Source organism: Frankia sp. AgKG'84/4 (assembly GCF_023242965.2).
Taxonomy (GTDB): Bacteria; Actinomycetota; Actinomycetes; order Frankiales; family Frankiaceae; genus Frankia.
In genome coordinates this window covers 1-20,530 of sequence record NZ_JALKFU020000035.1, presented here as the reverse complement: position 1 = coordinate 20,530, position 20,530 = coordinate 1, and the positions used below count along the sequence as shown (strand labels likewise).

Below are 20,530 nucleotides of genomic sequence, written 5' to 3'. Positions count from 1 at the left end.
GCGCCGGGCGGTGGTGGCGGCCGCGACCGGCGGCGGGCCGCCGGGACGGCCGTCCTGCGAGTCGTTGAGCGCGGTGGCGGCGGGGATGAGCACTGCCATTCCCAGGATGAGGCCGGCGGCGCGCCGCACCAGGTGCCCGCTGACCGGGACGCGCCGACGATGGCCATCTCCGTGGCCGGGCAGGCTGGTCTGGGGTCGAGCGTCGGCGGGTTGCTGCCCTGGCGGGACAGTGCCGCCGGGGACGGCCGTCGAGGCCAGCCCCCGGGAATGGCCGCCGACGGCGGGGCGTCGGGACGTCGGGCGTGCGCCGGGCATGCGTCGTACCTCCGGACCGCCCGCTGCGGACGGGCGGTCAGCCGTGCGGCGACCACACTCTCGCGTCCACCGCAAATCGGAAACGTGATGCAGTGACCTTGTACTATGGATCTCTACCGAGCCAACCCGCTTCGGCCGCGATTGTCTTCTGATTGATATCACGTTGCGTGGACCGAGGGTGACATCGACCCTCGCTGGATGCCAGCCGCGTGGCCGTGCACCGGGTCCGCAATACTCCCGACACGGGCCGTTCGAATTGCCTCCGCGCCGGACTGGTCGCTCTGGACGCCACGATGGTGTGTGAACGCGGATTGGCGACAAATTGAGGAAACGAAGGCGCGGAGGTGGCGATGCCGGACAGTCCCGAGCCAACGACTACTGGTGAGGTAGGCGACGCCATCGCCTCCACCGGCCCGTCGGGACCAGCGATGAGCTACGAGGCCGCCCGCGCCGAGCTGGAGGACGTCGTCCACCGGCTGGAAGCCGGCGGGGTGACGCTGGAGCAGTCCCTGGCCCTCTGGGAACGCGGGGAGGAGCTGGCCCGCGCCTGCCAGGCCCTCCTCGACGGCGCCCGCGCCCGCCTGCACGCCGCCGACACCGACCGCGCCGCCGCGACACCACCCCGCCCGGCCTAGCTCCCACCAGGCCGCACCCAGTCGATCATCATCGGGGCATCCGGACCCGCACCCGCTGTCGAGCGACCAGTCGGCGCCGCGGCCTGTCCTTCCGCGTGGGCAGACCGGACATCAAGCCCCCCAAGCGACCAGCCAGCAGCACACCCGGTTCCCCGGGCTCTCGCGCCCCTATTCGTCGGCGGCGACCGCGCCGAACTGGCCGCCCGCGAGGCGGACCGCGAGGCGTTCCCCGGCCTGGACCTCCGCGGGATCGCGCAGGACGGCGCCGTCACGCGCCCGCTGCACGACGGCGTAACCGCGGTCCAGCGTCGCGGCCGGGGACAGCGCGCGCATCCGCGCCCGGGTCCCGGTGAGATCCCGCTCGGTCACGTCGAACGCGTGGTGGACGCAGCGCCGGGCGCGGGCCCGCAGCGCCGCGACCTCCTGGTCACGTCGGTCGAACTCGACCCAGGGCGCCGCGAGGACGGGGCGGTGGCGGATGTCGGCCAGGCGGCGTTCCTCCCGGTCGAGGCGGTGCTCCAGCGCGCGGCGGGTCCGGGCGCGCAGCTGGGCGACCGCGACGGCCTGCTCGCCGACGTCGGGCACCACCCGCTTGGCGGCGTCGGTCGGCGTCGAGGCCCGCACGTCGGCCACGAAATCGAGCAGGGGGGCGTCCTGCTCATGTCCGATTGCCGACACGATGGGCGTTCGCGCCGCTGCCACGGCCCGCACCAACGCCTCGTCCGAGAACGGCAGCAGGTCCTCCAGCGACCCTCCGCCGCGGGCGATGACGATCACCTCCACGTCCGGCGCGCGGTCCAGCTCGCGCAGCGCGTCGATCACCTGAGACACCGCCAGCGGCCCCTGGACGGCGACCTCGCGCAGCTCGATGCGCACCGCCGGCCAGCGTCGGCGCGCGTTCTCCACGACGTCCCGCTCGGCGGCGCTGGCCCGGCCGGTGATCAGCCCGACGGCCGCCGGCAGGAACGGCAGCCGCCGTTTGCGGGCGGGCGCGAACAGCCCTTCGGCGGCCAGTGTGGCCCGCAGCTGCTCCAGCCGGGCCAGCAGCGCGCCAGCGCCGAGCGGGCGAATCTCCACTGCCGCAAGAGCAAGCGTGCCACGGCCGGGGTGGAACGCGGGCTTGCCCCACACGACCACCCGGGCGCCGTCGACGAGCGCTGGACCGACCGCGTCGCAGACGGCCCGTGGGGCGGTGACCCGAAGGGAGACGTCCGCGACGGGGTCCCTCAGGGTGAGGAAGACAGTGCCCATTCCGGGGCGGCGGACGACCTGGGTGACCTGACCCTCGACCCACACCCGGCCGAGCCGGTTGATCCAGTCCCCCACCGCGCGCGAGACCGTGCGGACCGGCAAGGGCTGTTCGGCAGTCGAGGTCAGGGCCATAGGAGGCACCGTAGCGGGGGCCACCGACAGGACCTGCGGGGTCCGCCCGGCCGTGGCGCGGACCGGATCGGACGTTGTCGCCATCGGGTGATGGATCGCCCGACCGCTCTTCCAGCAGACGCCCGACCGCGTAGACTGCCCTGCATGGGCCGGGTCCTTCTTGCCAAGCCGCGCGGCTACTGCGCCGGTGTCGATCGAGCTGTTGTGACCGTGGAGAAGGCGCTGGAGCTCTACGGCTCACCTGTCTACGTACGTAAGCAGATCGTGCACAATCTTCACGTCGTCAAGACGCTGGAGGCCAAGGGCGCGATCTTCGTCGAAGAGACCGAAGAGGTGCCCGAGGGCGCCACGGTGGTCTTCTCCGCGCACGGCGTAGCCCCGACGGTGCACGAGGAGGCGTCGGCGCGCCAGCTGCGCACCATCGACGCCACGTGCCCTCTCGTCTCCAAGGTGCACCACGAGGCGCGTCGCTTCGCCCGCGAGGACTACGACATCCTCCTCATCGGCCACGAAGGCCACGAGGAGGTCGTCGGCACCACGGGTCAGGCGCCCGACCGCATCCATCTAGTGGACGGTCCGGAGGACGCAGCCGGTGTCAAGGTGCGCGATCCCGAGCGCGTCGCCTTCCTCTCTCAGACCACTCTCTCCGTCGATGAGACGATGACGACGGTCGACGCCCTGCGTGAGCGCTTCCCGCATTTGCAGGGGCCGCCGAACTCTGACATCTGCTACGCGACGCAGAACCGTCAGGTCGCCGTCAAGGAGATCGCCGAGAAGGTCGAGCTCCTGATCGTCGTGGGTTCGCGGAACTCGTCGAACTCGGTTCGCCTCGTCGAGGTCGCTCTGGACGCCGGCGTGCCGGCCTCGTACCTCGTCGACGACTCGACCGAGGTCGAGGAGGCCTGGCTCGACGGCATCCAGACCGTCGGCGTCACCAGCGGTGCGTCCGTCCCCGAGGAACTCGTCATCGGCGTCATGGCCTGGCTCGCCGAGCGCGGCTTCGGCGACGTCGAGGAAGTCACTTCGGCGGACGAGCACCTGCTGTTCGCACTGCCCCCGGAGCTCCGCCGCGACATCCGCGCCAAGGAGCGCGAAGCCGCCGCTTCCTAGACCCCCGCGCCGCCTGGCGGCGGCGTCACCCAGCTCGACTCCACTCGACCCTTCCACGCCGCGGCGCCACGGTGGCCCAGCCACCCAGGCGTCGCGGCGTTGTCGTCTCCAGCACTCAGCACCGGAGCGGAGCTTCGGGCCGCTTCTGTAGGCCTCCGCGCCCGTTTCGCCCCTACACAAGCGGCCCCAAGCCGCTGCGCCCACCGGCCGCCGACCGAGGCCCGACGCTGGTGGCCTGGCGCCGAGGTGGGGGTGGCGGGACGCCGTCGGGTCTGGTGACGTTGTGAGATGGCCCGTGCCTGTAGGCGTGGAGGGAACGTGCGGGTGAGATGTCCTAGGGTCGGCCGTAGGGTCCGGCAGCCGCAGTGAGTCCGGCGTCCTGGCATCCCGGCGTCCTGGCATCCCGGCGTTTTGGCATCCCGGCGTTTTGGTCGGGATAGCGGACGCCGGGGCGGGAACGCTGGTCGCGGGCCGGCCGGTCGACGGCGACGAGAACATCTCAGGAGAAACGGGCGCATGAGCGAGCAGGAATACCGCATCGAGCACGACAGCATGGGCGACGTCCGGGTACCGGCGTCAGCCCGGTGGCGGGCGCAGACGCAGCGGGCGGTGGAGAACTTCCCCGTTTCGGGCCAGCGGATCTCCCGTGCGCACATCCAGGCGCTCGCGCGGATCAAGGCCGCCGCGGCGACGGTGAACGCCAAGCTCGGGGTGCTCGACGGCGACATCGCCGAGGCGATCAGGGACGCGGCGGCCGAGGTCGCCCGCGGCGACTGGGACGACCAGTTCCCGCTCGACGTCTTCCAGACCGGTAGCGGCACGTCGTCGAACATGAACACCAACGAGGTGCTGGCGTCGCTGGCGTCCGACCGTCTCGGCCGGCCGGTGCACCCGAACGACCACGTGAACGCCTCGCAGAGCTCGAACGACGTGTTCCCGTCGTCGATCCACGTGGCTGCCACCCAGGGGATCGTCCAAGAGCTCATCCCGGCGCTGGAGCACCTCGCGGCCTCCCTCGGCCGCAAGGAGACCGAGTTCGCGGACGTGGTGAAGTCGGGCCGTACCCATTTGATGGACGCGACCCCGGTGACGCTCGGCCAGGAGTTCGGCGGGTACGCGGCGGCGGTCCGCCTCGGCGTGGAGCGCCTGACCGTGGCGCTGCCGCGGGTCGGGGAGCTGCCGCTGGGCGGCACGGCGGTCGGCACGGGGATCAACACCCCGCCCGGCTTCTCCGCCGCGGTGGTCGAGGAACTGGCGGCGAACACCGGCCTGCCGCTGACGGAGGCGCGTAACCACTTCGAGGCACAGGCGTCCCGCGACGGGCTCGTCGAGGCGTCCGGTGTGCTGCGGGTCATCGCGATCTCGCTCTACAAGATCGCGAACGACCTGCGCTGGGCGTCCTCCGGCCCGCGTGCGGGCCTCGGTGAGATCCACCTGCCGGACCTGCAGCCGGGATCGTCGATCATGCCGGGGAAGGTCAACCCGGTCATCCCCGAGGCGGTCTGCCAGGTCGTCGCGCAGGTCATCGGGAACGACGCAGCGGTCGCGTTCGGCGGATCCGCCGGCAACTTCGAGCTGAACGTCATGCTGCCGGTGATCGCGCGCAACCTGCTGGAGTCGATCCACATCCTGTCGACGATCAGCGTCCTGCTCGCCGACAGGTGTGTCGACGGGATCAAGGCGAACGTCGAGCGGTGCCGCCGGTACGCGGAGTCGTCGCCGTCCATCGTGACCCCGCTGAACAAGTACATCGGGTACGAGGAGGCAGCGAAGGTCGCGAAGCTGTCCCTGGCCGAGGAGAAGACGATCCGCGAGGTCGTCGTCGAACGCGGCTACCTCGAGGCCGGCAAGCTCACCGAGGAGCAGCTCGACGCCGCCCTCGACGTGCTGTCAATGACGCACCCGTAGTAGAGGACGCACCCGAAGTAGAGAACGCACCCGTAGTAGAGACGCACCCGTAGTAGACGCGTCCGAACCGTCGCGGCGCCCACGCGGCACCTTTTCGGATCACAGCGTGTAGTTGATCACGGGTGGGCCGGCTCCGACCGTTCGCCGGAGCCGGCTCCCCGCGCCGCCGCCGACCGGGGCGCCGTCCCTCCCAAGCACCGCCCGGTGCGGGCGATGTCCGTCCGACAGGGATGGCGCCGGTCGCGGTCGCGGCGGAAGCCGTGGAAGACCCCCCAGACAGCCTCCACGACCCCCGCGACCTGTCTAACGAGCCAGCCGCCCGCGCGTTACGGGTCCAGGACCAGGCAATCCGGCCGCGGCGACGCCCACGGGCGATGGACCTGGCCGCGAGCGCGCCACCGGCGGGCGTAAAGCGCCGTTTCATCCTGATGAGACCGGTAAGGCCGGTGCCCACGTGGCCCCCACGGGCCCACACCCCGGTCACATCGGCGCCGAACCGCGGGCTTCGCCGCTGCCGACCGGGAACGCCTAGCGGTATTCCGGCACGTCTCGGGTATTACACAAGGATTCGACCTGCCTACCGATCGTGATACCGCGTGCGTAAAACGCCTCCAGGAAAGCGCGGAGAAGAAATAAACGTAACAAGACCGTGCAACATGGCTGACGACGCCGTCCCGCCAGATAGCCTCTGGTCCACCGGGAGCCGGAAGAATTGCGGGGAGGTGACGGTGTTCGACTATGACGTCCTCGTCATCGGGTCCGGACCCGGCGGGCAGAAGGCTGCGATCGCGGCAGCCAAGCTTGGCCGGCGGGTCGCGATCGTCGACAAGCGAGAGATGATCGGCGGGGTCAGTATCAACACTGGCACGATCCCGTCCAAGACCCTGCGGGAGGCCGTTCTCTACCTGACCGGCATGTCGCAGCGTGAGCTGTACGGGTCGAGCTATCGCGTCAAGGACGACATCACTGTCGGTGACCTTTCGGCGCGCACCCGGCATGTCATCAGCCGGGAGATCGATGTCATCCGCAACCAGCTCAGCCGCAACCACGTCACGCTGCTGACGGGGCTGGCGAGCTTCATCGACCCACATTCGGTGAGCGTTCGCGCCGCCGGCGACGTCGAGGATCGGCGGGTCACCGCCGAGCGGATCATCATCGCCACCGGGACGCGGCCCGCGCGGCCGGACACGGTCGACTTCGACGGCCGGACGGTCGTCGACAGCGACCAGATCCTCGCGCTGGAGAGGCTGCCGCGGTCGATGGTGGTCGTCGGCGCCGGGGTGATCGGCATCGAGTACGCCTCGATGTTCGCCGCCCTCGGTTCCAAGGTCACGGTCGTCGAGCGCCGCGACCGGATGCTCGACTTCTGCGACGTGGAGATCGTCGAGGCACTGAAGTACCAGCTTCGGGACCTCGCGGTGACCTTCCGCTTCCGCGAGTCGGTCGTCTCCGTCGAGCGGCACAACGGCGGGACGCTGACGCTGCTGGAGAGCGGCAAGAAGCTGCCGGCGGACACGGTCATGTACTCCGCCGGGCGCCAGGGGCTCACCGACATCCTGAACCTGCCCGCCGCGGGCCTGTCCGCGGACAACCGCGGCCGGATCAAGGTCGGGTCGGACTTCCGGACCGAGGTCGAGCACATCTACGCCGTCGGCGATGTCATCGGCTTCCCGGCGCTGGCCGCGACGTCGATGGAACAGGGCCGCCTGGCCGCCTACGCCGCGTGCGACGAGGAGGTCAACGCCCTGCGGGCGGAGCTGATGCCGATCGGGATCTACACGATTCCGGAGATCTCCTACGTCGGGCGCACCGAGGACGAGCTGACCGAGCAGGCCATCCCGTTCGAGGTGGGCATCGCCCGGTACCGGGAACTCGCCCGCGGCGCGATCCTCGGCGACTCCTACGGCATGCTGAAGCTCCTGGTCAGCCCCGAGGACCGCAGCCTGCTCGGGGTCCACTGCTTCGGCACCGGAGCCACCGAGCTCATCCACATCGGGCAGGCCGTGATGGGCTGCAACGGCACCATCGACTACCTGGTCGACAGCGTCTTCAACTACCCGACGCTGGCCGAGTCCTACAAGGTCGCGGCGCTCGACGCCATGAACAAGATGCGCGCCGTCGCCCGTTTCAGCGGCTGATCCCCGCCCGGCGGTCCTCCCGCCGGGCACCCACACCACCGCGAGCCCCGTCGCGGGCCGAGGCGCCAGCTCCCGGTCCCCCGCGCGCGACGGGGCATCGTCAGGTGCCCGGCCCCGGCCAGGCGACGCTCCACCGCCCTTAGCTGGACCAGGCGGACCCGGCCTAGCTGCCGAGGGCTGCCGAGGCCCGCGCGGCCCGCCAGGCCAGGGCAGACAGTCCCTGCACGGTGGCCACGCCCGAGGCCATGCTCGGGCCGTTCTTCGTGTACACCGCCATGATGTAGTCCCGGCCGTCGCCGCGGACGTGCGCCAGGCTCGTGATCACCCAGCCGCTCGCGCGGGGCAGCCAGCCGTTCTTCAGCTCCACGGTGACGCCGGACGCAACGCCGCCGGTGAGCCCCCACCGCTGCGCCGGGATGACGGTCTTCAGCAGGCCGCTGATCACGCCGCGCTGCGCCGCCGTCAGGACACCCGGATAGGAGACGGCTCGCAGCACCGCGAGCTGATCGGCGCCCGTGGTGCGGGTCAGGCCCCAGAGCCCGCCCGATCCGGCCGTGGTGGCACTCATGCCGAGCCGGGCGAAGAAGGCGTTCATCCCCGAGGTGCCGCCCGCGTCGGACCACAGGGCGCTGGCCGCGGCGTTGTCGCTCACCGAGATCATCTTCCGGGCGAGGGCCTGCTGACGGGTGGTGAGCCGGCCGGAGTCACCGGCTCGCGACACGAGCGCGGTGAGGATGTCGAGCTTGACCGAACTCGCCGTCTCGTAGCCCGCGACGGCCGGGTCGGTCACCGCGGCGGTGGTGCCGGCGACCGCGTCGTAGAAGGCCACGCTCACGTGTCCCGGGCGGCCCGCGAGATAGGTCCGAAACGCCGCCGTGAGGCTGGCAGTGCGGGTCGTCGCGGTGCTGGTCGTCGCGGTGCTGGTCGTCGCGGCCACGGTCTCGACGGTGGCGGTCGCGGCGCGGGCGAGGTCGAGCGCGAAGGCGTTGGCGTCCGGATAGCGGTCGGCGGGGGCCTTCTCCAACGCGCGCAGCACCACCGCGGCCAGCGGCGCCGCCACCGCGGTCAGCGGGGGCGGCCGTTCGGTCAGATGCTGGTTCCACAGCACCGGCAGCGGCTGCTTCCGGGCGAACGGCGGCCGGCCGGCGAGCAGCCAGTAGAGCAGGGCGCCGAGTGCGTAGAGGTCGGTGCTCGGTCCCAGCCGACCGCCCTGGATCTGTTCGGGCGCCATGTAGAGCGGCGTGCCGGCCATCCGGCTGGCGGTGGCCGACGCACCCTCGAACAGCTTCGCGATCCCGAAGTCGCTGACCTTGGGCGTCCCGTCGCTGGTGAACAGGACGTTGTCGGTCTTGATATCGCGGTGCAGAACCCCGTGGTCATGGGCGTGTTCCAGCGCGGCCGCCACCGCCAGCCCGACGGCGCACGCCTGCTCGGGGCCCAGCTGCTCCCGCCGGCGCGCCAGCGTGCCCCCGGCGAGGAGTTCCATCACCACCAGGCACAGGCCCTCGGCCTCGACGTAGTCGTGCACGCGGAGCACATGCGGATGGTCGAGCCCGGCCAGCACCCGGGCCTCGTCGGCGAACCCGAGCGTCGCGCCCTCGGGGCTCTCGGCCTCCATGACCTTGATAGCCACCGCCCGGCCCATCCGCCGATGCTCGCCGGCCAGTACCAGTCCGTACGCGCCGGACCCCAGTCGCCCGCCGACCGTGTAGCCGGGCAGGGCGCTCTCCACCCGTTCCCGGTCGACAATCATCGAACGACCCCGCGGGCGCGCCACCCGACATCCGCTGTCCCAACCATCGTGGCCGTCAGTCTAGCCATCCGGCCACAAACCGTCACAGATCACCCACCGTCCGGCGAAGCGGTGGAGGCGGCTTTCGCACAGCAGTCGGCGCAGGCCGGACGACTGGCTGCCGGCCCCGGCTCAGGGCCGGCGGTCGAGCCTCGCGACGAGCAGGTTCGGATCGGTGCGGGTGAAGAAGGCGCCGTTGGAGACGTAGACGGTGTTGCCGCGGAGCTGGACGTGGGTGGGGTTGGACAGGCCGTCGGCCGCCGTGAGGACGACCTGCGGGGCCTGGCCGCGGCGGAGGAGCACGACCTCGCTCGTCCCGTTCACGGCGGCGAGGATGGCGTCGTCGCGGCCGAAGACGGTGAAGTTGTCCAGGCCGCCGGCGATGCCGGACACCACCGTCTGGATGGGTCCGGCCGAGCCGTTGGGGGCAACGGGGATTTTCACGATCGTCCCCGTGTCGGTGTTGCTGACCCAGACGTAGCGCCCGCGCACGGTGATGCCGTTGGCGCCGAACAGGTCGACGCGGGCCAGCTCGGGGCCCTTCGCCCAGACGACAGGGACGCCGCCGGCGCGGGGCACCTTCCAGACGACGCCGAGATTGGAGTCCGCGATGTACAGGTTGCCGGTGCGTTCGTCGAGGGTCAGGCCGTTGGGGAACGCGTCCGCGGGCAGGTGGGCGATCTGTTCCGGGCTGCCGTGGCCCCGGATTCGCCAGACGCCGCTGTCGGCGTTACCGGTGCAGTTGACCACGTAGATCGTGCCGTCAGCGGCGCGGGCGATGCCGGAGCTGAAGGAGCCCTGGAGAATCGGGCAGGCGCCGGTTCGGGGTAGCGCGCCGAGGAGCTCGACGCGACCGGTGCCGCGCACGCGCACCACGGAGCTCGCGTTGGTCAGCGAGATCAGTGCCGAGCCGTCCGGTTCCAGCGCGATGCCCTCGGGGGTCTGGCCCGCGTCGATGTCGAAATGCGCGGCGACCCGCGGGTCGGAGAGCGGCGGTGTGGCCGCGGTGGCCTGCGTGGCGGTGCCGGCGAGTATCGCGGCGCTGATCGCGGCCATGCCGCCGAGCGCGCGCACCTGTCGTCTCATCGGAAATCGTCTCCGTTCGTTTTCGGGGGGAGGCGGTGCGGAGCTGGTCGCGGTTAACCGGCGCGTTGTTCCGCGGGGGCGTTCCAGTCGACGTGGTAGGCGAACTGGCGGGTCGCGGCCTTGTTGTTGGCGGTGAGCCGGAGCATCGGTGGCAGCATCCGGTCGCGGATGGCGGCGGCGAGGGGCCCGGCGGCCTTGTTGCTGTTGATCCGGGCGGCCCAGCGGATGATCTGTTCGACCCGCGCCCGCCGCCGGGCCACGAACTCCTCGAACGCCTGCTGATGGTCGGGCAGGTCGCGCAGGCACTGGGCCAGGACGAGCGCGTCCTCGATCGACAGCGACGCACCCTGCCCGGAGCTCGGCGAGGGTGCGTGCGCGGCATCGCCGACGACGACGCTGCGGCCCCGGTGCCAGGAGGGCAGGTGGGCCAGGGTGTGGATCGGGCTCAGGGGCAGCGGCCGCGCCGTGGCCTCGATCAGCGCGACGGCCGGCCCGACGTCACCGGCGAACAGGTCGATCAGCTGGCGTCGCACCCCGTCGGGGCCGTCGTCGTCAGCGCCGGTGCCAGCCGTATCGGCGGCGCCGGCACCATCGCCACGGGCCACGCGGGACGGCTCGTCCGTACGGGGAATGTTGGCGAACCACCATACCGAGCGATCCGGTGCCAGGACGTAGCCGAAGAAGGCGCGCTTCCCGAAAATCATTTCGTAGTGGCCCGGCTCGCTGTCGACGGGCACCTCCCGCACGTAACCTCCGGTGCCCACCAACCCGGAATACGCCGGCCTTGGCGCACGCGGATCGATGAGTTCCCGCACGGTCGAGTGCGTCCCGTCGCAACCGATCAGCACGTCGCCCTCGACCTCGCGGCCGTTGCCGAACCGGGCGCGTATCCCCGAGGCCGTCTCCTCGACGCTGACCAGCCGGTGGCCGTACTCGACCTCGATGCTCCGCGCGGCCGCGGCTTCCTGCATTCCCCGGTACAGCTCGGACCGCGTGATTGTCTGACTGGTCGCCCCGTCCGGTAGCTCGATCCCGGTACGGGTGCGACCGAGATGCTTGCCGGTGCCGCTGCGCAGCACGAGGTAAGGCGTGGTGAACGCCGGCGCCAGCACCTTCTCGGCGCCCAGCACCCGCAGCGCGTCCACCCCGTTGGACGCCACCGTCAGGAACGCCCCCTCGCTGGTGGCCTCGGCCGGGCGCGCCTCGAACACCGCGGCGTCGATCCCGGCCTTACGCAGCGCCATGGCCGTCGCCGGCCCGGCGATACCCGAACCGATGACAAGCGCCTTTCTCGCCGCCGGCATCAGCGGTCCGTTTCCGGTCTCGGCTGGTCCTCGGCTGGCGGCGGGGACGCCTGGTTCCGGGCGAGCTGCGCCGCCCACGGCACCGCCCACCCGTCGTCCGGATCGACGATCTTGTCGATGAGGCTGTCGATGAAGCCGACCTCAGCGTCGAGCAGCGCCAGTCGGTACTCCTCGTCGACGAGGAACAGCGGCGGCAGCCCCGCGGCCAAAGTCTGCTCCATCGACCCGTGGACCTCCGCCCGCGTCTCCTCGACCCGGCGGCGGCGCTCCCGCAGCAGCTCGACGGCGTCGTCGGGCTCGAGCGCGGCCAGCAGCGACAGGGCCAGCACGAACTGCGGGTACTCGTGCTCCGGGTCCGCGATCAGGCTGCGCAGCCAGGCCCGCCACTCGGCCTGGCCCTCGGCGGTCAGCACGTAGGTGACCCGCTCCGGGTAGCCGCCGGTGCGCAGCGTCTCGTGCTCCTCGATGAAACCGGCCCGCGCCAGCTGGTCCACCACCATGTAGACCGAGGCCGGCGTGAACCGGACGCTGCGGCCGTCGCCGTTGTCCCGCAGGGTGCGGACCAGGTCGTAGCGGTGCATCGGACCCTTCGTCAGGTACGACATCACGGCCAGCGCCAGCGGGTTGGACACCTTGCGCTTCACCGGCGCGATCCCGGGCGGCAGGTCAGATCGATCAGCATCATGAGATCGATCCTAAATAGTCGGTGTCATCTAGTCAATCTCGAATAGTCAGGAGCGACTAGCGTGCTGCCCCCCACGCTGGCGGCACGGCGTCCCGCCGACGTCGCCTCGTACCTGCCCGGTGACGCCACGCGGGCGGGTGCAGCGGCGGGTGCCCGCGCGCGTTGACGATCTGAGGACGGCGGGCTGGCAGAATGGCGCGCGCAGGCACACGCACGGAGGTCGCCCACGTGAAGCCGCCGGTCATCGGATTCCTGAGCTACGCCCACCGCGACGACGACGCATTCGACCACCCGATCACGGCGTTCAGAAAGGCGCTCGAGAGCGCTGTGGGGCAGGAGACGGGCTACCCGGCGGAAATCTTCCATGACCGGCGCGATCTGCGGGCCGGCCAGCTATGGAAGGAATGCATCGACGAGGCGCTGGAGACGGTGGCGGTTCTCCTGCCGATCCTCACGCCGTCGTTCTTCCGCAGCGAGGAGTGCCGCCGGGAGACCCAGGATTTCATGCACAAGGTGTCCGGGGTGAAGCAGCCCGGCCTCGTCATTCCCATCCACTGGCACGACAGCGGGGAGCTGAGCGGTCCCGCCAGGAGCTTCCGCGACGAACTGCTGGCCCTGCAGCACGTGGACTGGAGCGACCTCCGCTTCGCCTCGCCGAGCACGGAGCCGGCGAGGCGGGCGTTGCACGGTCTCGCCCAGGTGATCAGCGAGGCGCTGAAGCTGCCCAGGGGAGCGGAACCCGGGGACGAGGACCATCTTCGCGCGGTGATCGACCGGACGGTCGCGGCGCTGGACGCACCCGGCCTCGACGCGTGCGGGCTCGCGCACGAGCTCGTCGATGCCGTACGCGACCTGGCCTGGCTCGAGGAGGAGGACGTTCGCGCCTTGCGTCACCTCGCGCAGGCCAGCCTCGGACAGCCCCGCGGGCACCAGTGGGAGTCACCCCGGGCCGCGATGATGCTACGGCCCGGGGTCGCGGAGCCGGCCCGGGGCCACCCCGTGCTCCAACAGCAGGTGCGCAGGTTCGTCCAGGCCGCCGTCGACGCGGTCGCCAAACCGGGCGGCGGCGACCGGGAGACCGTCCACTGCTTGCTGCGGGCGGTCTCCCGGGCCTACCAGTCGCGCTCCGCCACACGGTCGCGAGACGGTTTCACCCCGCTCGACAAGCTCGAGGAGGCCGTCGAGCGCAGGCTGCTGTCGTTCCCGGCCCAGCCCAGCCACCCCACCCCCAACCCCACCGCGGCGCCCACGACCGGAGACACCGACGCCTGGGTCCTGGAGGAGCCGGTCGGCGTCGTCGCCGCGTGGATCAACGACAGCCGGGCGCGCGATCCGCACGGCGCGCTGCGGGCGCTGCTCACGCTCGCCACCGGCCGCCCCGTGGCGGACCTCGTCGACACGCTGGGCGTCTTCGACGACCAGGACCGTGAGCACATCCTGCTGACGGCGGCGCTGTGCCGCGAGCCCGCCGAGGTCGCCGCGCTGCTCGCGGGCCCGTGGGACGGCGGACCTGCCCGGCCGGACGACGCCCTCACCCGCTCCGCCCATGGACCGCTGCGGGACTTCGCCCGCCGCCGGGCCGCCGGCGACGTCGACACCTTCCTGCGCGCCTGCCGCGAGCGGGGGCAGCACGGACTCGCCGAGGACGCCCTGCGCGAGTTCGCCGCCCGGGACCACTCCCGGACGTTCAACGTCGAGACGGCCCAGCTCTACCTGTCCCTGCGGGAGGCCGGCGGCCCGTGCGCCGACCAGGCCGCCGAGCTGCTCCACCGCGCCCTGGCCCGGGCGATCGACCGGGAGGCGAGCCGCCAGCTGGGCACTGACCCCGAGGAGGTGCGCCACCTCCTGCGGGCGCTCGGCAGGCTGAGCCCCGGCGAGCGGATTCTGCCGGCCTGGGTCGCCAGTCTGACCAGGCTGGACACGCACGTTGACGACACGGCCGCGGTCGTCGCCTACCTGATCGCCAACGACGAGGAGTCCGCGGCCGCGCTGACCGAGATCGTCGGGCGCCACCTGCGGCGCCCATACGTCGTGTCGATCTGCGCCCGGCTCGCCGCCGCCCACCCGGCGCGGTGCGCGGAGATCCGCCGGCACGCCGCCGCCCGCGACGACCGGGCCGACCTGCTCGACATCGTGGGCTACTGGACGACGGATCCTCATCTCAAGGCGACGGCCCGGGCGCTGATCGCGGAGGTCGCCGGCGGCGCGGGACGCGCGGGCGGCCCCCGTCCCGTCGAGGACGTCGTGGCGCTGGCGGCCGTGCTGACGAAGGACGATCAGGACCTGTTGTGGGCCACCGCGGGCGAGTACGTCGAGGGTCGCTCGGCCGAGGATCTCGCGGTCATCCTCGGCCGGCTCCCCCGCCCTCGGGACCGTCAGCGCCCGTTCGCCAGGGCCGTCGTCGCCACCGCCGGCCGGAGCCGCTCCAGCGCACCGCTGGAGGCGTACATCGGCCGGTTGCGGGTGAGCCAGCCGCGGGGCGCGAAGTCGGCGATCGAAGCCGTCGGAACCGAGCTGTTGGCCTTCGCCACGCCACCGGTCGTCCGCGCCGACGCCGTCGCCGCGATCGCCGCGCCGCTGTCCGCCTCCCCCGACCCCACGCTGCGCGGATTCGGCGACCAGATGCTTCAGCGCTACCTTGGCAGCGGCCAGCATGTCAGCGCCGTCGACGTGCGGACGGTCGTGGAGCGGCTGCGGGACCACGGCGTGGATTCGCAGGCCCGCGGCGCCCTACTGACCAGGACGGTCCGTGGCTGGCTGGGGTCGGACCCGCGCCGGAAGGTCGCCGTGGAGCTGCGGGCGAACGGCCTGGACCGGGAGGCGGCGTGCGCCGAGGGCCGTGCGGACTGACCCGACCGGACCATCCCCGACCGACCCCGACCGCCCCCGACCGACCCCGACCGACCTGCCAGTCACTCCAGGTGGGGCCGCACGATCGCGTGGTAGGCCCTGGAATGACGCGTCATCGCCTGGCCACAGATCCCCGCCCAGACGACCACGGCGCAGACCAGCGTGGCCTCGTCGGTGCCCTGGCGGTGCCACCAGGCCAACAGCAGCAGGCCACCGATGTACCCGAGCAGACTGCCCGCGGCCCACGCCGCGGACCCGTCCGCGTCAGCCCGCCCCTTCCCACGAAGCATGGGCGCACCGACCAGCACGACGCCCCCACCCAGCAGGGCGACCGCCCGCCACAGGATGTCGAAGCCGGCCTCGAACGCCATGAGCGACGCCAGCGCGAGACTCACCCGGGGCAGCAGCTCACGCCGCAGTCGCCACGAGACAGTCGGCTCGGACGGTCGGTCCCCGTCCAGCGCGTGCGCCAGCGACATCACCACCACCGCGGGAAACGCGGACACGAACAGGCCCAGGACACCGCTCATCCGGGACAGACCGGACCAGTCCCCCTGCGCGAGCAGCAGCAGCCCCGCACCGACGGCGACGTTGACGGTCAGGACCAGCCAGTAGATCCTTTCCCCGCTCCGCCTCATGACGACGGCCGTGCCGAGCCGGCGATAGGTGAGCGGACGATGCAGCTTGCTCAGCTCGGCGATCTCACTGGGCAGCACGTAGGCGTAGACCAGGCCCGCGCCCAGCGGAGCGACCACGGTCACGATTCTCAGGGTCGTCTCGAGAGTCTCGCGCAGGTAACCGGACGTCGCCAGGCCGGCGATGTCCAGAAAATCCAGCGGCCGCGTACCGGTGCGGCGGGAGAGCACCCCGGCATATCCGTTGTAGGCGACCTGGAGAAGGCAGTAGAGGGCGATGGAAAGCAGCACCGTGCCAAGGACGGTGCGCCGGATGCGGGCCCGCGCACCGATCCCGCTCCTCCTGACGTCGCCCGCATAATCCAGCGGACCCTGGAAACCCAGGTAGGCATACACCACGCTGCCGCCGATCATCGTGGCGAACCAGCCGCGCTCGTCGGGTCGGCCCCCACCACTCAGGAAGGTGCCGAGCCACCCAAGCCGGTCGGGGCTCGCGTCGTCGCAGCGCGCGGGAACGTGGTCCACGTGCCGGGTGACGTCATAACCGTGGCGCTGAAATACCACCAGCAGCGCCACGCCGATGACCAGGACGCCGACGACCTTGACGACCGTGACCCAGGCCGTCGCGTTGATGAAGCGGCGGGCGGGGACCAGCGCTACCGCGACGGAGATCGCCACCATGAAGGCGATGGCGACGCCTACCCCCGACCAGTTCAGGCTTCCGCTGCCGTCGCACTGGAGAAGGCCCATCCCCAGCCAGGACGCGACACCCGGGGCGAGCGCGACGGTCGCCGCCGTGGCCTCGCTGGCCAGGTTGACGACGTAGTAGACCCACAGACCGGTACCCACGATCAACGTGACGAACGGGCCACTGCTCTGATAGGGAAGAAAGATCAGCCCACCCGTTTTCGGCGCGGCCGTCCCCAGCTCGACCATGACGGTGGCAATCACGAGCATCGCCAGTCCGCCCACGACCCAGGACAACAGCACGTGCCCGGCGGAACCCGCACTCGCATAGGCGTCGGCGGGGGTCAGGAACCAGCCCGAGCCGATCACACCGCCCGCGGCCAGGCCGAAGAGACCGAAGGAACGCAGCCAACCGTCTTCCGTCCCGTCAACCTGCTCGTCGCCGCGCCGCGCCTGCCCCAAAGCAGTCATCCGCCCCCACCCCAACAAATGGCATGAATCTATCTCACGGCCAGTGCCCCGGGTCGGAATGCGTTCTGGTGGTGTGTCGACGACGCGGCCCAGGAAAACCGGGCCGAGGCCCGGGCGCGAAGCCGACGGCGCACAGCTGGAGAGTGAAGGGCTCCAGCTCGGTACGGACGAGGCGACCCTCGCGTCACAGTTCGTATCGGCTCCACGGGTACCGACGGCCGGTTTCGAGGATCTCGCACGCGGACCGCCGCCGACCTGCACCCGGGGGCGGCCGACCGCCGATAGTCGCGCCACGGTGGCGTGCTACCGGCGCGGACGGCATTCCCGAGGTGCGAGCGTCGCCGATCACAGCAATGACGGATCCGTTCGAAAAATTCATAGAGTTACGGCGGACGCGCCGCTGAAGGGCGCGGCTCATCGGGTTCCCCGTCGTTTGGAGTTGCCACGCCATGGGGCTGCTCGGCGAGGCGCTCGCCCAGTGGCGCGGGCAGGCGCTGGCGGACGTTCCCGGCGACTGGGCCGCCCGGGTCCGCGACAGCCTCGACCACGAGCGGCAGGACGCCTTCGCCGACCGGGTCCGCGCCGACCTCGCGACGGACCCCGGCCGCGACCTGGCCAGTGAGCTCACCGGCTGGTGGACCGCACATCCCGAGAACGAGACGTTCGCCGAGCTGCTCATGACCGCGCACGCCGGTGCTGGCCGGCCGGCGCAGGCCCGCCGCGTGTACAAGGACACCCGGCGGCGGCTGCGCGAGACCATGGACGCGGAACCGTGCCCGGCGCTACGCGACCGCAACTGCAGCCTGTTCCCCGTAGGCCGCCCTGCTCCCCCGCGCCGCCAACGGGACGAACCGTCACCGCCCCCGCCCACCGGACGCGGCGCCGCCACCCGGCGGTTCGTTCGGCCTGTTGTCGTGGCGGCCGGGAACCAGCACTGGTCATATGACCGGCGTGAGAGGTGTCCATCAACGTTGTCTCCTTCCCGGCGGCCCGGCGCCGCCGCGGCGTGCGCGGCCACCGTGACATCGCCCGCTGGAAGGACCTCGGGAAGTGGACTGGAACAGACACTGGAAAATCGGCCGAAGCACTGTTCGGGCTGGTCGCCGGGCTGTCCAGCCGACGGATGAGGGGCACGACGCGCCACGCCCGGCCCCGACGAGCGGACCGGGACCGGGCGTGGGAACGGCGGTGTGGTCAGCAGGTGATGGTGCCGCGGCGCAGGGCGTGGCTGCTGTCGTTGCTGTCGTCGGCCCAGTAGACGGGCTTGGAGCCGGCGGTGCACTCGTCGGCGGCGGCTACGGAGAAGCCTTCGTTGTTGTAGTTGGACATGCCGCTCGGGCGGTTGTAGATGGCGGTGACGGCGAAGACGCCCGAGCCGTTTACCTGCAGTGTCCGGTGCTGGCCGGAGCAGGTGTCATCGCAGACGACCCACAGCCGCGACGCCTGCGGCTCCCATTGCACCTCCATCACGCCGGCGAGGCCGGTGCCGATGGACGCGATCCGGGTGAAGGTGCCGGAGTCCGCCAGCACGTAGGCGTAGACCATGGCGGTGCCCTCGACGCCGACGAGGAACACCCCGCCGCCGTGCGCGCCGTAGGTGTTCGGGTCGTAGGCCGCGCCGGTGGCGGCATCGCGGAACCCGGCGCCGGTCAGGGTCGCGTCCGGGATCCAGGTGATGGCCTCCAGGCCGAGGTTCGAGCCGACGGCGGGCAGGTCGGCGGTGAGGTTCCACTCCGCCGTCGCGGTCAGCGTGGTGGCGGAGCCGCTGACGTCGTAGCGCAGGACGGAGAGCCGGCTGGTGCCGGAGGCGTCGCCGTTGCGCTCGCTCGCGACGTACACACCGCCGGTGGAACCGGCGCCGGTGACGGTGACGCCCTCGTCGTCAGGGGTGCCGGAGCCGCCGGGGAAACGCAGCGTCTTGCCCGCCGACCAGCCGTTGGCGGTGTCCGCCTTCCAGGCGGTCGCGCCATTGGGGACCAGGCGCCACAGCTTCCCGGAGTTCTGCGCCGCCCAGAGCACGCTGCCCTCCTGGTAGAGGCCGCTGACATCGGAGCCCAGCGCGCTCGCGGTGTCCGCGGTCGTCACGGCGCTGGCGCCCGGCCAGGTCACCGGCGACAGGCCGCCGGCGCCGACAGGGCAGTTGTTCGCGCCGCCCAGCGTCAGCGTCGCGGCCTGACCGAAGGTCCCGGTGCCGTCAGGGCAGCGCGACCAGGACGGGTTCGAGTGGGCCGTCCAGGTGAAGGTGTCGACGAGGGTCGTGCCGTCCGCCAGGTACAGGCGGGCCTTGTCGGAGGAGCCCAGGCCGAAGGAGCTGTGCACGTCGAAGGCGCGGAACCCGCCGGGCGCGAGCGTGGTCCCGGCGGCGATCGGGTAGGTCGGGCTGGTGTTCTCGTCGCGCAGGATCCAGCCGGAGACGTCGACGGTCGCGGTGCCCTTGTTGTAGAGCTCGATCGAGTCGTTGACGCCGCCGGTGGTGACGACCTCGTTGATCCGGATGTCGTCGGCGGGCGCCGCCTGGGCCGCGGGCACGCCCGGCACGGCGACGACCAGCGCCGACCCGATGAGGGCAGCGAGGGCGAGGCGGGCGCTCAGGCGCCGCCAACGGCCACGTAAAGCGATCATTTCCGTCCTTGGATCGATGCGACAGGACGCAAGGACTGTGTCGAGTCCGGCGGAACGGGCACCATCCGTGACATGAGGGTCACGTGAACGATCAGCCAATCATGGTCCTTGACCATACATATCAGGACATCTGTATGGTCAACGCGCCAGTGCGACGCCGGCGCGCCCGTCGGATCCTGGTACTCCGCCAACCCCGCTGTGAGGCCACCGCATGCCGTACACCTACTCCGAGGCGTTCGCGCGCCTGGCCGACTCTCTCGGCTTCGCGCGGGACCCGATCAGGCCGCTGGTGCACGTACGCCATCCGCTGCGCCTGAGCAATCGGACGCTGCCGGTCATCGAGAGCCTGATGCTCGGCGGCGCCGGGCTGGCGCTCGCGCGCGCGATCCAACGCTGACGCGGCCACGACGACCCGACGCATCTGGCCCTCTGGCTGGGCTCGGTCGCCTACCTGGTCCTCACCGAACCGCCGCTGTACTTCCCGAGGGTGTTCCACCTGCCCGACGCCGTCGCCGACGTGTTCGTCCACAACGTCTTCACCGTGCAGTTCCTGTACGAGCACCTGCCGCTCTACATCGTCGCGCTCTACCCGGCGATGGCGGAGCTGGCGTACGACCTGGTTCAGTCGCTCGGCGGCTTCGAGGGCAGCGCCCTGCTCGGCGCGCTCGGCGTGGGCTTCGTCCACCACCTGTTCTACGAGATCTTCGACCAGCTCGGGCCGCAGTTGTCGTGGTGGAGCTGGAATCCGGACGCCGAATCCAACGACCCCGCTGTCGCGTCGGTCCCGATGACCAGCGCGTTCCTGTTCGCGACCGTCGGCCCGGCCGCGCTCGCCCTGCTCACCCGGCTGCTCGTCGGCCGACGCGCGGACCGCGGCGAGCCGATCGGCGGCTGGGCGCTGGCCGGCCG

General features: G+C 71.5%; 15 protein-coding genes and 1 pseudogene. 8 read left to right on the top strand and 8 right to left on the bottom strand.

Features of this window, described 5'->3' with window-relative positions:
• On the bottom strand, positions 1–315 hold a 315-nt coding region (locus tag MXD58_RS04810), incomplete at its 3' end, for a hypothetical protein (RefSeq protein ID WP_248836597.1).
• A 428-nt stretch (positions 316–743) separates the two neighbouring features.
• Here MXD58_RS04810 and MXD58_RS04805 point away from each other — a divergent pair.
• Positions 744–950, top strand: coding sequence for an exodeoxyribonuclease VII small subunit (locus MXD58_RS04805; RefSeq protein ID WP_248836669.1), 207 nt, complete (start codon positions 744–746; stop codon positions 948–950).
• Between the two features lie 168 nt (positions 951–1,118).
• Here the strand turns inward: MXD58_RS04805 and xseA are convergent, their stop codons facing one another.
• Entirely contained in the window at positions 1,119–2,333 is a 1,215-nt protein-coding gene (gene xseA, locus MXD58_RS04800) for an exodeoxyribonuclease VII large subunit (RefSeq protein ID WP_248836596.1), read from the bottom strand.
• 144 nt (positions 2,334–2,477) lie between these two features.
• Between xseA and MXD58_RS04795 the strand changes: the two genes are divergently transcribed.
• From MXD58_RS04795 to sthA, 3 genes are all read left to right on the top strand, one after another.
• Positions 2,478–3,443: a 4-hydroxy-3-methylbut-2-enyl diphosphate reductase gene (locus MXD58_RS04795; protein WP_248836595.1), complete on the top strand. Its 966-nt coding sequence runs from the start codon at positions 2,478–2,480 to the stop codon at positions 3,441–3,443.
• Between the two features lie 516 nt (positions 3,444–3,959).
• A complete protein-coding gene (locus tag MXD58_RS04790) occupies positions 3,960–5,351 on the top strand; it encodes a class II fumarate hydratase (RefSeq protein ID WP_248836594.1) in 1,392 nt (463 codons plus the stop codon).
• Positions 5,352–6,079: 728 nt separating this feature from the next.
• Positions 6,080–7,489 carry a Si-specific NAD(P)(+) transhydrogenase gene (gene sthA / locus MXD58_RS04785; RefSeq protein WP_248836593.1) on the top strand — a complete coding sequence of 470 codons (1,410 nt, stop codon included), beginning with the start codon at positions 6,080–6,082 and terminating at the stop codon, positions 7,487–7,489.
• 163 nt (positions 7,490–7,652) lie between these two features.
• Here the strand turns inward: sthA and MXD58_RS04780 are convergent, their stop codons facing one another.
• From MXD58_RS04780 to MXD58_RS04765, 4 genes are all read right to left on the bottom strand, one after another.
• On the bottom strand, positions 7,653–9,242 hold the full coding sequence (locus MXD58_RS04780; protein ID WP_250609074.1) for a protein kinase domain-containing protein: 1,590 nt from the start codon (positions 9,240–9,242) through the stop codon (positions 7,653–7,655).
• Positions 9,243–9,413: 171 nt separating this feature from the next.
• Positions 9,414–10,367, bottom strand: a complete 954-nt coding sequence (locus MXD58_RS04775; RefSeq protein WP_248838980.1) for an SMP-30/gluconolactonase/LRE family protein — start codon at positions 10,365–10,367, stop codon at positions 9,414–9,416.
• A gap of 53 nt (positions 10,368–10,420) precedes the next feature.
• Positions 10,421–11,671 (bottom strand): FAD-dependent monooxygenase, encoded by a 1,251-nt coding sequence (locus tag MXD58_RS04770; RefSeq protein WP_248838981.1) that lies wholly within the window; start codon positions 11,669–11,671, stop codon positions 10,421–10,423.
• Positions 11,671–12,315 carry a PadR family transcriptional regulator gene (locus MXD58_RS04765; protein ID WP_248838982.1) on the bottom strand — a complete coding sequence of 215 codons (645 nt, stop codon included), beginning with the start codon at positions 12,313–12,315 and terminating at the stop codon, positions 11,671–11,673. Before MXD58_RS04765 ends, MXD58_RS04770 begins: the two co-directional genes overlap by 1 nt.
• 269 nt (positions 12,316–12,584) lie before the next feature.
• Between MXD58_RS04765 and MXD58_RS04760 the strand changes: the two genes are divergently transcribed.
• Positions 12,585–15,206, top strand: a complete 2,622-nt coding sequence (locus MXD58_RS04760) for a TIR domain-containing protein (RefSeq protein WP_248838983.1) — start codon at positions 12,585–12,587, stop codon at positions 15,204–15,206.
• Positions 15,207–15,268: 62 nt separating this feature from the next.
• On the opposite strand, the gene MXD58_RS04755 is transcribed toward MXD58_RS04760, so the two are convergent.
• The gene (locus MXD58_RS04755) at positions 15,269–16,999 is read right to left on the bottom strand and encodes an APC family permease (protein WP_248838984.1); all 1,731 of its coding nucleotides are present in this window, start codon (positions 16,997–16,999) and stop codon (positions 15,269–15,271) included.
• Positions 17,000–17,448: 449 nt separating this feature from the next.
• On the opposite strand from MXD58_RS04755, the gene MXD58_RS04750 reads away from it, so the two are divergent.
• Entirely contained in the window at positions 17,449–18,126 is a 678-nt protein-coding gene (locus tag MXD58_RS04750) for an AfsR/SARP family transcriptional regulator (RefSeq protein ID WP_248838985.1), read from the top strand.
• A 67-nt stretch (positions 18,127–18,193) separates the two neighbouring features.
• Here the strand turns inward: MXD58_RS04750 and MXD58_RS04745 are convergent, their stop codons facing one another.
• Positions 18,194–19,621, bottom strand: a complete 1,428-nt coding sequence (locus tag MXD58_RS04745) for a lamin tail domain-containing protein (RefSeq protein ID WP_248838986.1) — start codon at positions 19,619–19,621, stop codon at positions 18,194–18,196.
• Between the two features lie 211 nt (positions 19,622–19,832).
• Between MXD58_RS04745 and MXD58_RS04740 the strand changes: the two genes are divergently transcribed.
• Both MXD58_RS04740 and MXD58_RS04735 read left to right on the top strand, forming a co-directional pair.
• Positions 19,833–20,018 (top strand): hypothetical protein, encoded by a 186-nt coding sequence (locus MXD58_RS04740; RefSeq protein WP_248838987.1) that lies wholly within the window; start codon positions 19,833–19,835, stop codon positions 20,016–20,018.
• 90 nt (positions 20,019–20,108) lie between these two features.
• Positions 20,109–20,530: pseudogene (locus MXD58_RS04735) on the top strand (hypothetical protein); the annotation flags it as partial.

Excerpts from the sequence above, each read along its gene's own strand:
- xseA (WP_248836596.1), bottom strand. The coding sequence starts at position 2,333 with ATGGCCCTGACCTCGACTGCCGAACAGCCCTTGCCGGTCCGCACGGTC.
- MXD58_RS04770 (WP_248838981.1), bottom strand. The coding sequence starts at position 11,671 with ATGCCGGCGGCGAGAAAGGCGCTTGTCATCGGTTCGGGTATCGCCGGG.
- MXD58_RS04795 (WP_248836595.1), top strand. The coding sequence starts at position 2,478 with ATGGGCCGGGTCCTTCTTGCCAAGCCGCGCGGCTACTGCGCCGGTGTC.
- MXD58_RS04740 (WP_248838987.1), top strand. The coding sequence starts at position 19,833 with ATGCCGTACACCTACTCCGAGGCGTTCGCGCGCCTGGCCGACTCTCTC.
- MXD58_RS04755 (WP_248838984.1), bottom strand. The coding sequence starts at position 16,999 with ATGACTGCTTTGGGGCAGGCGCGGCGCGGCGACGAGCAGGTTGACGGG.
- MXD58_RS04745 (WP_248838986.1), bottom strand. The coding sequence starts at position 19,621 with ATGATCGCTTTACGTGGCCGTTGGCGGCGCCTGAGCGCCCGCCTCGCC.
- MXD58_RS04775 (WP_248838980.1), bottom strand. The coding sequence starts at position 10,367 with ATGAGACGACAGGTGCGCGCGCTCGGCGGCATGGCCGCGATCAGCGCC.
- MXD58_RS04750 (WP_248838985.1), top strand. The coding sequence starts at position 17,449 with ATGGGGCTGCTCGGCGAGGCGCTCGCCCAGTGGCGCGGGCAGGCGCTG.
- MXD58_RS04780 (WP_250609074.1), bottom strand. The coding sequence starts at position 9,242 with ATGATTGTCGACCGGGAACGGGTGGAGAGCGCCCTGCCCGGCTACACG.
- MXD58_RS04790 (WP_248836594.1), top strand. The coding sequence starts at position 3,960 with ATGAGCGAGCAGGAATACCGCATCGAGCACGACAGCATGGGCGACGTC.
- MXD58_RS04805 (WP_248836669.1), top strand. The coding sequence starts at position 744 with ATGAGCTACGAGGCCGCCCGCGCCGAGCTGGAGGACGTCGTCCACCGG.